Source organism: Bacteroidia bacterium (assembly GCA_026932145.1).
Classification (GTDB): domain Bacteria; phylum Bacteroidota; class Bacteroidia; order J057; family JAIXKT01; genus JAIXKT01.
This window is the reverse complement of the sequence record JAIXKT010000024.1, coordinates 1-12,941: the sequence shown is the minus strand read 5'-3', so window position 1 is coordinate 12,941 and position 12,941 is coordinate 1. Positions and strand designations below refer to the sequence as shown.

The 12,941-nt window shown below is 35.7% G+C and carries 10 protein-coding genes; all 10 read right to left on the bottom strand.

Annotated elements, in window-relative coordinates:
• Positions 1-219: 219 nt before the first annotated feature.
• The gene (locus LC115_06690; protein ID MCZ2356362.1) at positions 220-2,367 is read right to left on the bottom strand and encodes a S9 family peptidase; all 2,148 of its coding nucleotides are present in this window, start codon (positions 2,365-2,367) and stop codon (positions 220-222) included.
• Between the two features lie 178 nt (positions 2,368-2,545).
• Entirely contained in the window at positions 2,546-3,382 is an 837-nt protein-coding gene (murI, locus tag LC115_06685; protein ID MCZ2356361.1) for a glutamate racemase, read from the bottom strand.
• Positions 3,383-3,964, bottom strand: a complete 582-nt coding sequence (locus LC115_06680) for an OmpH family outer membrane protein (protein ID MCZ2356360.1) — start codon at positions 3,962-3,964, stop codon at positions 3,383-3,385.
• Positions 3,965-3,982: 18 nt separating this feature from the next.
• Positions 3,983-4,600, bottom strand: a complete 618-nt coding sequence (locus tag LC115_06675; GenBank protein ID MCZ2356359.1) for an OmpH family outer membrane protein — start codon at positions 4,598-4,600, stop codon at positions 3,983-3,985.
• A gap of 176 nt (positions 4,601-4,776) precedes the next feature.
• Positions 4,777-6,447, bottom strand: a complete 1,671-nt coding sequence (locus tag LC115_06670) for a patatin-like phospholipase family protein (protein MCZ2356358.1) — start codon at positions 6,445-6,447, stop codon at positions 4,777-4,779.
• A gap of 81 nt (positions 6,448-6,528) precedes the next feature.
• Complete coding sequence (locus LC115_06665; protein ID MCZ2356357.1) at positions 6,529-7,191, bottom strand: hypothetical protein; 663 nt, start codon at positions 7,189-7,191, stop codon at positions 6,529-6,531.
• A 401-nt stretch (positions 7,192-7,592) separates the two neighbouring features.
• A complete protein-coding gene (locus LC115_06660; GenBank protein MCZ2356356.1) occupies positions 7,593-8,792 on the bottom strand; it encodes a hypothetical protein in 1,200 nt (399 codons plus the stop codon).
• Positions 8,793-11,300: a DNA cytosine methyltransferase gene (locus LC115_06655; protein MCZ2356355.1), complete on the bottom strand. Its 2,508-nt coding sequence runs from the start codon at positions 11,298-11,300 to the stop codon at positions 8,793-8,795.
• A gap of 2 nt (positions 11,301-11,302) precedes the next feature.
• On the bottom strand, positions 11,303-11,629 hold the full coding sequence (locus LC115_06650; protein MCZ2356354.1) for a helix-turn-helix domain-containing protein: 327 nt from the start codon (positions 11,627-11,629) through the stop codon (positions 11,303-11,305).
• Positions 11,630-12,340: 711 nt separating this feature from the next.
• Entirely contained in the window at positions 12,341-12,880 is a 540-nt protein-coding gene (locus tag LC115_06645; GenBank protein ID MCZ2356353.1) for an Appr-1-p processing protein, read from the bottom strand.
• Positions 12,881-12,941 lie beyond the last annotated feature (61 nt).

The following is a 12,941-nucleotide window of genomic DNA, read 5'->3' as shown; positions in this document are numbered from 1 at the left end:
AATTTAATCGGTTGAGACTTTTTTTTATCCATAGCTTAACAAATATTTATTTTTTGTATCGGCTTTCAGGAATGGTTTCGTGCCGTATATCTTGATAATTATCGAATTTTGGAACAAAAATGCTGCACTTTTCTAAGAAAGGTTCTCCTGTAAACGTATATCACAGGGATATTTCTATCTCTATTTTATCTTTTTTATTTCAAAATATCGTTTTGATATTTACTTACTAATATGTAGTAAATCAAGTAAGAAAGCATATTCTAAGGCATCTTCTTTTAGGCTTTCAAATCTACCGGAACTACCACTGTGGCCGGAATCCATGTTGATATAAAACAGCAACTTGTTATTATCTGTTTTGGTTGCGCGGAGTTTAGCCACCCATTTCGCAGGCTCCCAATATTGTACTTGAGAATCATGATAACCTGTGATTACAAGCATATTGGGATATTTTTGGGGTACTACGTTATCGTAGGGTGAATATGAAAGGATGTATTCATAGTCTTTTGGGTTGTTGGGGTTTCCCCATTCGTCGTATTCGCCGGTTGTAAGTGGTATAGATTCGTCCAACATCGTAGTTACTACATCTACAAAGGGAACATTGGCTACTATGGCCAGAAATATTTCCGGTTTCATATTAGCAACAGCGCCCATGAGTAACCCGCCTGCACTACCTCCACTTGCGCAGAGTTTTGTTGCACTGGTATATTTTTGAGCTATTAAATGCTCTGCGCAGGCGATAAAGTCTGTAAATGTATTTTTTTTATGCTGAAGTTTCCCGTCTTCATACCAATAGCGTCCCATTTCTTGCCCGCCTCGAACGTGGGCAATAGCGTACACAAAGCCCCTATCAAGTAAGCTAATCCGGATGCTGCTGAAACTTGCATCTAACGAATAACCATAAGAACCATAACCATATAAATAACAAGGGGCAGAGCCATCTCGCTTAAAACCTTTATGATACACCAATGAAATTGGAATCTTGGTACCGTCTTTAGCTTCTGCAAAAATCCTCTCCGTTATATAATTCTCTTTGCTGAACCCTCCCAAAACTGTTTGTTCTTTAATAACCGTTCGGGTATTTGTTTCTAAGTTATAGTCAAAATGAGTGGTTGGAGTCGTCATTGAGGTATAAACAAGTCGTAGGTTTGGGTTATTGGCATTGGGATTGCTTCCTATAAATACAAAATATGCTGGCTCCGTAAAAGTTACGTTACGCGCTTGTTTGTTCTTTTCATTGATAATGCGTATTTGGGTTAATCCCCCCAAACGTTCTTGAATAACTAAGTGATTATCAAAAAGCTCTATTCCTTCTAATAAAACTTCTTTTCTATGTGGGATGCGGATTTCCCAAGCTGACCGAGTTTGATATTTTTTGTCAGAGACAGTCATTAGCTGAAAATTTTGGGCACTGTCTTGATTTGTAATGATATAAAACGTCTGGTTAATGTGATCTACTTGGTACAGATGATCTTTGCTTCGTGGTAAAAATCTAGTGGGCTGGTGGCTCGGGTTATCGGCATCTATTAAAAGGTATTCGGAGGTAGTTGTGCTGTTTGCTATTATCAGAATAAATTTTTGGGATTTAGTTTTATCAATACCTAAACTGAATGTTTCATCTTTTTCTTCATAGACTAACTTATCATCAGCGGGGTTGGTGCCTAAAATATGGCTATAAATTCTATTTGTTCGTAAGGTTGTTAGGTCTTTTCTGATGTAAAAAATAGTTTTATTATCATTTGCCCAAATTACTTCAGCTTCACAGTTTTCTATAACTTCTTGGTAATGAGTTTTATTTTCTAAATCTTTAAAATGAATTTGATATAATCTGCGGCTCAAGGTATCTATGCAGTAAGCCATTTTGGTTTCATTTGGGGAAACCGCATAATCGCCTAATTGAAAGTAGGAATGATTTTGGGCTAATTCCGGTACATTGAGTAAGATTTCTTCGGCGGCTTGCAGCGATTCTTTTTTTCGGGCGATGATTGGATACTCTTTTTGAGGTTCAAAGCGGCTATAATAGTAATGTGTTCCGTCTAAAACAGGAGCCGAACTGTCATCTTCTTTAAAGCGGTTTTTCATCTCCAGAAACAATGAATTTTGTATTGTTTCCGTGTGCTTCATCATAGCTTGTGTGTAATCATTTTCCGCTTTTAAGTATTTTAATACTTCGGGAGAATCCCTTTCGGCCATCCAAAAATAGGGGTCGGTGCGTTTATGGCCGTGTTTTTCTAATATCTTAGGCAACTTTTGGGCAACCGGAGGTATGTTGTTATCCTTTTCTTTCATACAGGAAATCAGAAACCAAGCGGCAAAGCTACATATTAATAAGTATGTTGCTCCTTTGTTGATAAACCGAATGTAATACATGATGCTCTCTTTTTACGCAATTTCCCTACAAAAATCAATTTAATTTGTGTATTTATGAAAAAAAGAAAAAACATAATTAAAAAATTACAAGAACTATAATTTCTCGCAGATAATTTTCCCGATAAACATTTTGTTTTTAGCTTGTAATGAGCTACTTACGTGTTCTGTTTTTCTTGTTTTAGGAAAAATCAAGATTTATCTTTTTTAGCTGAACATCATCACCAAAAAATAATGCAGCAGAATCCCTAAAGCTCTCGGTAATATCGGAAACAAAAAATTTATCTTGAATATCAGGGTGTTTATGGCTGTTATTCAGGTTGTTTTGTTCCAGTAAGCCAGCAAGAGTTTCAGCTATTGCTAACGAAGAATCAATTACAGTAACTTTTCGGTCGTTAGTTTTAAAGTAGTTTTCGATAGCTTGTTTTACAAGCGGGTAATGAGTGCAACCAAGTATGAGGGTATCTACGTGCATAAAGCCGGTATCAGACATATAGGCTTCGATAATTTCACGGCTGATTTTGTTATTGTTCCAGCCTTCTTCTATCATTGGCACAAGCAGTGGAGTAGCTTTTTCAACGACCAGTGCTTCCGGCACTCGTTCCAAAATTTTTCTAAGATATAAATGTGATAAAATAGTCGTTTTCGTGCCGATTACGCCTATTCTTCGGGAATTAGAATATTTAACTGCCATATCTACTGCCGGAGTGATTACTTCGATGACCGGTATTTCGCTGGGGCAGCGATTCTTGATTTGTTCAAAAGCAACCGCAGAGGCGGTGTTGCAGGCTACAACAACTGATTTTACTTGGTTCAGCAGCAAAAAGTCGGTGATAACGCTGCAATATTGTCGAATTAGTTCCGGGGATTTATCTCCGTATGGCAGGTGTGCTGTATCTCCAAAGTACAAAAAATGCTCATTGGGAAGCCTTTCCTGTAGGGCTTTTACTACGGTTAGCCCCCCAATGCCGGAGTCAAAAACGCCTATCGGGCGTATGTGTGAATTATCAAAACTCAATTACTTACCTCCCGGGGTATTTGGCTTCGGAGTATTCGACGGCGGAGGAGCTAAATTCAAACCCAACTTCTTAATGATTTTTTCGGTGATATTATCACTTTCGGGAGCATACAAAATATTGGAAACTCCCGTTGAGTTGGAACTGTTTAAAACGATTGTATAGCCGTCCTCTTTGGCCACAGTATTGATAGCAGTTTGTAGCTTGTCAATAATTGGTTTTAAGAGTTCCTCTTTTTTGGTTAAAAGTTGTGCTTCAGAATCGCTGGTAAACTTTTTGATTTCATCTTCTAACTTTAGCAGTTCTTTCTTTCTGGCTTCGTCTTGTTCATGTGTGAGTTTTTTCTCTTCTACTAATTTATAGTATTCTTCTAATTTACCTTGCGCATAGCTTTGCTTTACACTTAACTGTTCTGATAGTTTTTTTTCAAAAACGTCTAATTGTTGCTGCATTTGTTTAGCCTCCGGCATAAACGTCAGGATGTATTCAATATTTGTGTAAGCAATTTTGGGGGATTGCGCAAATAATGAACTTAATGCATAGCAATAAACAGCTAAAAATACTGTCAAAAAACGAAATAACATGATTTAATTAGATATTGATTATTTGGGGGTGTTTGGCATTCCGCTACCCGATCTATTTTGTGGTGTGGGGGTAGGCTGGTTTGGCTTAGATGGCGCAGAAGGCACTCCTGTGCCGGCTATAGAACCGAGTTTTTGAACAACGGCATCGCTTACGTCAAAAGTTGGATCTACAAACAGCATTACTACGGCACCGGATTTATCAAAAATAAAATTATACTTCTTCTCTTTGGCTACTAACTCAATGGCAGAAAATATTTTATCTTGAATTGGCTTCATTTTTTCTTCTCTTTGTTTAAACAATTCTCCGTCATAGCCAAATTTTTTCTTTTTGAAATCTACCACCTTTTGTTCTTCTTTCATGATAGCATCTTCACGCTGACGCTGAACATCTTGGGTTAGTAGAACTTTTTCAGCTTGATAATCGCGGTACATTTTGTCTATTTTTTTCTGCATATCTTCCAAGTCCTTTTGCCATTGCAGAGATAGTTGCTCTATTTCTTTTTCTACTGCGTTGTATTCAGGCATTTTGTCAAAGATATACTTTGTATCAACGTAGGCAAATTTTTGTGCTGATGCGATATTTTGGCCGAGAACAAGCCAGAATAGGCAGAATAATATTTTTACAAACAGTTTCATGGTTTCTTATGTTAAACGAAATTGACATTACAAATCCCGTTCCAATTTTCCAGAAATTTCGGCAAAGTTATAGGAAATTCTGTTATCGAAGAGAAAATAATAATTTTAAGTTGTGGTTCAGAAAGCTATGGTTCAGGCCGCCTATTGCTATTTTTTTTTGTTAGGTAGCTGGTATTTTATTTTCTGATGAGTTTATGTTCTTCCAGTGATTCTATTACCGAGTCAATTACCGCATCTGCGATTTTAGCGTTTAGCACTACTTTAGCCCCAATCCACAACAGCATACGTTGCGTTCTGCTGTACTTGGAAATATTAAGTATAACTTTTTCAACCCTTGCTTTTAGCATTTTTCTGTAAGAACTAATTTCGTTAAAAGTAACAGCAGGATATTCTTTTCCATTGGAAAATTTAGGCATATAAAGCGAAAGTCGCCTTTCTGTAAAAATTGGTATTATCTGCAACCCTCCATCAGTTTTTGATGTAAATTGTGTTTTGTCTGTAATTCCTGAATATCCGTTCATAAAGATTTTATTTGCCGTACTTTGAGGAACTGTGAAATGGTCACGGAGAAATTTTTCGCAATTGGCTCTACCTAAAAAGTAATCATGAATTCTAAATTCCTTACTGATAAAGCCGCCAAAGCCGTCTAAGGAGCCGCAAGCTATAGCTTTCTTTCCTTCAATGGATATTTCCTCTCCCCCCGCTTTCTTTTCATATCTGACAGGAGCAATTAAGAATTGCCCTGCTTTCTTTGAATCCATTGCATCTATCAAAAGAGAAGACTTTAAACGTGCTTGCCCCACCAATACTCCAAGTGTGTTTCCTATTATTGTAGTCAGCTTGGTGCTATCGTCAAACTTCTCTGTTTCACTTGGGAATGGGTCAATCATTAATACTGTGCTATCAAACTTATCATAATCTTGAACATCTTGCAATTTTTGGGGAGTGATTGAACCAAGAAGAAGTTCTCTGATTTTATCAAACGGCTCATTATTTATCATACCTCCATCAACATTCACTGTATTGTATGGGTCTTTCTTGAATGGATTGTTTGCATCTCTTGTAATGTGTTTAAACCATTCAAGGTCATTCATATATTTCATGCCGCGACTTAGTATTCTTGCTTTCAATCCTACAGGAAATGCACCTGTAGCCATCGCTGCATTTTTTACAACATCAACATTCAAATTAGTCTTAAAGTTCAGTGGAATCCATCCGTCATTAGTGTAGTCATTTTCTGATGCGCAAAGTTTGAAATAAGCATAATCATTATAGCTACTCACAACATATTTATCCTTATATGAATTAGATCTGAATGCTATAGAAAAATCCATTCCCTCAAGATTGGAAAGCGTTACAAATACTTTTAAATTGTTGGCAATATACTTTCTATCAACAGTAGATGCGTTTGATACCTTTACCGCTCTTTCTGCAACCTTATCAATAAAGTCTGCATTTAAAACTGATTGTAATCCGTTTTTGGTAATATCATCAGTATTTAAAAGGATACTTAGCATTTTATCATCTGTTAAATCTACCCAAGTGTGATAAAATTTATTGCTTGGTTGTTGTTTCATTATGTCGCCTAACAACTCCTTTACGGGTTCAATCTCATCCTGTAACGCAGAGGCTGCTATTATCCCTGTCATTCCACCTGCAGATGCACCGCCAATGATAGGAATTTCAACGTTATGCCTTGGCGTATTAGATTCGTTATTATCTTTTCGTTTTTGCCATTCTTCAAGTGCTTCAATCAAATAATCAATAGCTCCAGCAGTATAAGCACCCGCAGAAATTGCACCTGCCATACATAAACCAATTTTGAATGTGTTATTTATTTCTGGCATAATTTATTCAGTACACGACAAAAAGTATAATTTTTGGAGGTTGGCAGGATAAATTTTGATCGGGAGTTGATGTTCTGTATATTAAAGTAACTTGTTGCGTTGTGCATTGAAGTTAGCTGTTTGATTAGTTGCTCCAAGAAATTTTGCAATTGCATTTGTTGAAGCTATGATATGATTTTTGTGATTACGTTTTAAGCCTCTGGTATCAAATTTTAGATTTTGAAATACAGTTTCATTGGTATCAAATGCAAATTTGGTTGCATATCTCAAAGACAAACCGATAACTTGCTTATCTGTTTGTTTGCTATAAAATGGATGTACTCCGAAATTCAATACGGGAATAATATTTAATCCATTAAATGAAAGTATATTTTTCTTAAACTGAACTTCATAAACAGAGGAATACTTTAATTGGTAAATATTACTCTTGTTAACTTTAAACCATTGGTATATCCCAATTTCAATTATTTTGTTGAATACTAAGGTGTTTTCTTTGTGTGTAATAGCTGCTGGGTTAAAGTCATTTGGTAATGCCAATTGCGGATTATCAACAATATTCCAAGCATAAACGGTCACCCCCTCTGAATAAAAATAGTATTCGGGATATTCATTTAGATAATCTTTGATTGATTGGGTTTTGTTTTCTGATTTGAAAATTTGAATACTTCCTTTTGATGGAATAATTTCTAAAACATTTAAAACCAAACCATTATTTTTTGCATTGGAATTTTGACTAAAACTCATCGTTTTTTTAGTTTAAAGTGATAAACCTCTTTCAAAATCAGCTAAATATTGGACAGGAATTATAATTCTGATAACATCTATATCTTGATTTTGTCCAAACTGGAAACCGTAATTTGTCGCAATGTATTCAATATATTCATTGCAGTTAATTCTGTGAACGATGTTGTTTACACCTGCCGAAAAAGCGTTGCTAAAATATGCAGGAAAACTTGGTATATTCTGATAACAATGTATTCTGCCTTCACTTCCCCAAGCACCTTGATTTTCGTTGTGTTCTCAATGAATTGAAGTTGTGCCGTTGTTTTTACAAAGAAAACCAAGTGCTTCAAAAAATTCATTGTCTGATGCAAATTGAATTTGTTGTTTTGTTCCAAAAATTAGTTGTGCCATAGTTTTTGATTTTATAAGTCGTTATAAATTGTCGCCAATTCTGTTTTGATTTGTCTGAAAGTTAAATCCGCTTTCAAGTCTTGTTCAAGTCCTGTGTTTATGCAATAAACAAAAGATTCTTTTCGGTAATATAATTCGTTTTTCTTCAATGATTTTTCAATGCTGTCCGATTTTGCAAGTAAGCAAACAAGTTGATAATCTAAGTTTATCGCATCTGTCTTGTTGTTTGGGTGTGCTTTTGTGTAATGTTGCGTTGCTGTCAATTTGATTAAATTTTCCAAATAGTGAGCAAGTTGCGGAAATTTGCTTTTCGGGAAAATGTGATGAACTTGCGTAGCATCGCCATTTGCCCATTGGTCTTTCACTTCACTTTCAGAATACATTTTTCTAATTTGGTTCATTGCTTTTTGCACCAAATAAGCGTTGAACGCTGTATCAACAACAACATTTTGTTCGCTGTCTGCATTTGCTTCTTGTCGTGAAACGGTTTTATCTTTTGATAAATCACGCCAATTTTTACGATTATACATTAAGTCCGTATAGTAAAATTCATTTTCGGACATTCGTCCTTTGATTGAACCCGGCAAATTGTTTTCACAAGCGTAAACATTTAGCAATTTCGGGAAAATACGTCTTACTTCAACTTCGCCATTGATTGCAGTATTTCCGATGATGAATTTAATAAAACGTCTTTGCAAATCTTCAAAATCCGTTTTTGTCAATTTGCCTTTTTCATACTTGCTTTTGTATTCTTCAAAGAACTTTATTTGTCCGCTGTCCGACATTACTTTTACAAAGTATTGATACAAGAAATTGTAAGCATTTCTATCTTTCAATGAAACATATTCCAAAACTGTAAGATTTGCAACTTTGTAATAATTCGTTGTTCCTCTTTTTTCAATATCCAAAATTCCTGCATAGGCCAAAAGTCGTAGCGGTTGCTGAATGAATTTATCGTATTCGCTTCTTGTTGTTGGATTAGTTGCTGACGGCTTATTGAAAATTGCTTTTACGTTTTTGATGAAGTATTGAGAATCCCAAATGTCTTGCACAATAAATTCTTTTTGCGGTTCACTTTCTCGCAAATTCAAAACACAATCCGCAATGATACAAACCACGTCTGGCGTACATTTTTGGTCCATAAACCTTGCATCATTTGTAACTCTGATGTCGTAATTTTTGCTTTTTAGCAACTTTTCAATTTCTGTCATTTACTCTAATTTTTTTAAAAGCCCGAAGAAGAAAACGGAATTATTATCAATGTTTAGTGAACGTGTTCCGAAATTTCGGGCAACACGATAAAACTTCTCAAATTCTTTTGAACCGTAATATTCCAAATCTTTTTCTGTCGGAAGTCGGCTACCATTTTTCAAAGTCAATAAAGCAACCGAACCGTCCGTAATGGTGTTTTTGGGCAAAAAACTCGCTCTTGGATAATAAGTAAGGTTCGGAATCATTACGACATCATCACGATTAAGAAATTTGGCGACAGCCAAATTTTCTGTATCGTCAATATAACAGTCGTAATTTTCCAATTCTTTGACTTCGTTATTACCCACATTGCGTGATTTTAAAACTCTGTATTTTCCGTTGTCTTTCGTAATTTGCTTTGTAATTTGCCTATCTCTAAAACTATTGAAAATATCAAATTTCATCTTCTCTGAAATTTCGTCAAATTCTTTATTTCGGTAAATTAACCAATATGGGAACTTGTCAGACAACAAATAATTTTTCCGTTTTTCTTCAACTGTTTCAGTGATGTAACTTTCTATTAAAATAGTTTCGCTTTGTTTTTTAGTTGAAGTTTCAAGCAACAAACTAATTGTTTCAATTTTTACGCCTTTGAAACCTTTCTCGCCATAATCGCAAATTTTCAAAAGGTTTTGCTCTTTCAAAATTTCTCTTGTGATATTAAATTCGGGCGAATTGATTAGGCTTTTCGGAACAATTAAAGAAACGAAGTTTCCTAACGTAATTGCTTTTTCAATGAAGAACGAAAACAAATTATTTGTTTCATTGTTTTTTACGTTGAATTTGTAAAGCGATAATAATTCTTGGTTGTTCGTTAGTTTTTTGTAAGGCGGATTTCCTACAACAATATCGTATTTTTCTTTGAAAGCGTGTGTAAGAAAATCAGCGTTGATGAAATTAAACTTGAACTTTTTAGGCAATTTCAATTTGGCTAAAATGTTTTTCAGCACAACGAAAGAATTATTGTCAATATCAACAAGGTCAAAAATTATTTCGTCTTTATCTTCGTATTTTTCAACCAACAACGGAATGAAATTACCAATGCCGACAGACGGTTCTAAAATTCTGATTTTCTTTTTTCCTTTCAGTTCGGGCAAATCTTTTACAACTGAAAATGCAATGTCTTTTCGTGTGAAAAATGCAGAATTTTCTTGACGACTTGAATTTGCGTATTCTGCAATTTGATAAATGTTTTCAAGTCCTAACTTGGAAAAATCAGAATTGATAAACGAAAGCAAATTTTCAGTTTCGCTCAATTCTTCTTTTTTGATTACGTTGTTTATTTCAGTTGTTGAAAGAAATTTTTGATTTAAAACTTCGTTTATTCTTTTTGCAATGTTGCTGAAAACGCCTGTCGGAACTGCTTCGCCAATGCAATGTCTAATGTTTAATTCTTCTTTTTTCAAAAACACTTTCTTTTCAAGCAAACTCATTTTATTCAACTTGTCTGTTGATTGATGTGTCCATTGAAAAGTTGTAGGAATACTCATCATCAGCATTAGTTCTCTAATACTGAAAACTCTGTTTTCTGCTGGGTGAACAGTATTTTGGCTTGACAAAATATCGTTTCTCGTATGCACACAAGGACCTTCTTTATCCCAATACCAACGTGCATATTTGTCGCCATTTTTACTTTCGTTGATAACGATTTTTCCGTCTTTTATTTGGTGCGGTATTCTATCTTTTTCTGTGTTTTGAAAAGCCGATTGTCCTTCTTTCAAATTCTCAATCCAACGCAACATTTTTGCATCATATTCTCTAAATGAATGGAAAATATCGGTTTTCGATATTTTTCCCATTTCATTTATGTTTTCTAAACCTGCAAAAAGTTTGCGTAGCGTTTTTGGTTTTTGTTTTTCGGGAAAAATGTCAAATGGACTAATGTTCTGCAAGTCTTTGCGAACACCAATTACAAGCGTTCTTGTTCTGCTTGATTGTGAACCATAATCTTTAAAATTTACGACTTTGAAAAGTATGTTGTAGTGTCCGCCTAAATTTATTTTTATGGCTTCTTCAATCGTTTTTTCTGTTCCGTCAATGTCGGTGCAAATTGTATTTAAAAATGCTCTTACATTTTCAAAAATGAAAAATTTAGGATTGACTTCTTTTGTGATTTTGATTGATTCTACAACCAAAGAATTTCTTGTCAATTCTTGATTTTTCTTGTGGTTTGCAACAGACATTCCTTGACAAGGTGGTGTAGCCACGATTATGTCAGGCTCGGAAATTTTGTGTTCCGTTTGCCACTTTTTGATTTCAGTAAAAAGTTTGTTTTTGATTTCTTTCGTTGAAATATCTCCGTCCAAATAACCTGTGTCGTATTTACACTTGTTGTTGAACGCTTGAATTTTCAGGCGTTTCGTCAAAATCTCATTTGTCGCAATACACTCAAAACCGTTTTGTTTAAAGCCGTAACAGCCAACTCCCGCACTGCTGAATAAACTTATGTATGTCAAAGGTTTGTTCATAGTTAGAATTTTATTTCGGCTTGTTTCACGTTTACACTTTTCAAGTAGTTTACTTTTTCTTCGGCTACAATTAGCGTTTCTGTTGAACAGTTGTATTCATACATTTTCTTTGCGAATTGGTCGCCAAAGTATTCGGTTTTCAACTTGTCAATGTCAAGGTTAAAAGCGGTCGCCAATTTGTCTAAGCGTTTTTCGTCAAATTCACGTTTCCCGTTTTCAATTTTGCTCAAATTCGCAGAGTCAAGGTCAAGTTGCGATGCAAGTTGTGTCAAGGTCAAACCCTTGTCTGTCCGTAATTCTCTGATGTATTCGCCAAACATTGCTTTCATTTGCTTGTAAATTTAAACTTGTCAATAAATGACAAAGTTAGCTAAGAAATTTAGTCTGACAAGTTTTTTCTCAGATTTTTTTTGTGAAGTCGGAAATTGTCGGGTGGGCTTGGGTACGGTCGGGCAAAATTAAATGTGGTGTTTTGTGTCGGCTTGTGCGGTGGCAAACACCTCTTTTAATTTTGCGAAGAATAGCAAAACGGCTTTGCCGAAAATTTGTCTGTCGCTCGTTTGTCAGCCCGAAACTTTGATGTTAGCACTGTCCCCCTACGGTTGCAGGCAACGCAGCGCTTGACGAAGTTCCGAGAAAAAAAAGAGGATACCAAAATTTATTTTGGGATTCCGGTGTTTTTTTTCTCGGGATCTAATTTTGTCAAGTATTTTGTTGGGCGACGTTAGCCGGAACGGCGAGCGGTGCGAGCCGCAGCCGGCGCAAAGCCCAGGCGTATCTTAGACAAAATTAGGTCAAGCGCTGCGTTGAGCGACATTTGTTTTGGATGGGAGTGTTTGCGCAGCAAAACACGAAGAACAAAACTACGCCGCAGGCGTAATGTCGCTCAACGTTTTGGGGCTTGCCGAAGGCGGGGATTTTTAGCACAAAAGTTCAATAGAATTACTAATGTTGAACCTTGCACAAATGCTCAATCGAAGAACTTCAGCCCCGCTTTTGGCAAACCCTTGTTATGCACAGTGCTTCTTGCTTGTCTGTTGTTATTCAAAGTCATAAACAGTCGTTTCAATTTCGTGAGCAATTAAATTGTCGTTTACGATTTCTTCAATTTCTGTCCATTGTCCACCTGCAAGTCCGCAACCAATTCTTGGCATATGAACACTTGCATTTTGTCGTTTGGCAAATTGTCTAACTCTTTCTAAACACTCAGAAACAAAAGTGTAACGAATAGGAGGAAGTCCGTCTTTGTCTGGGCGAATGTCTCTTTGAGCAAGCATATTTGCAACCCAAATGTCGTCAGTTGCTTTAACAAACTGAACGTTTCCTAATTCAAATTTCTTTTCGTTTGAGTATTTATCTCTACTTTCAAGCCGTTCAAATTGAACTATGTCAGTATTCTCTAATTCTTTGCTTTTATACCAACTTCTGTATTTTGTCTCTGGCTGTTTCCACCTTTTAGAAATTGCCATTACAAAACCTTTTCCCCAACCGCCAACGTCATTGCAAATATGAACAATGATTTTTGTTCCGTTGTCTGTTGGATTTGTTGCGTCTCCTTTTATGAATTTTATTGGTGTCAATTCTATTTGAGCGCGTTGCATAACCTCTAAATTTTTAAAAAAGCCCAAATTTTCTCCCGTT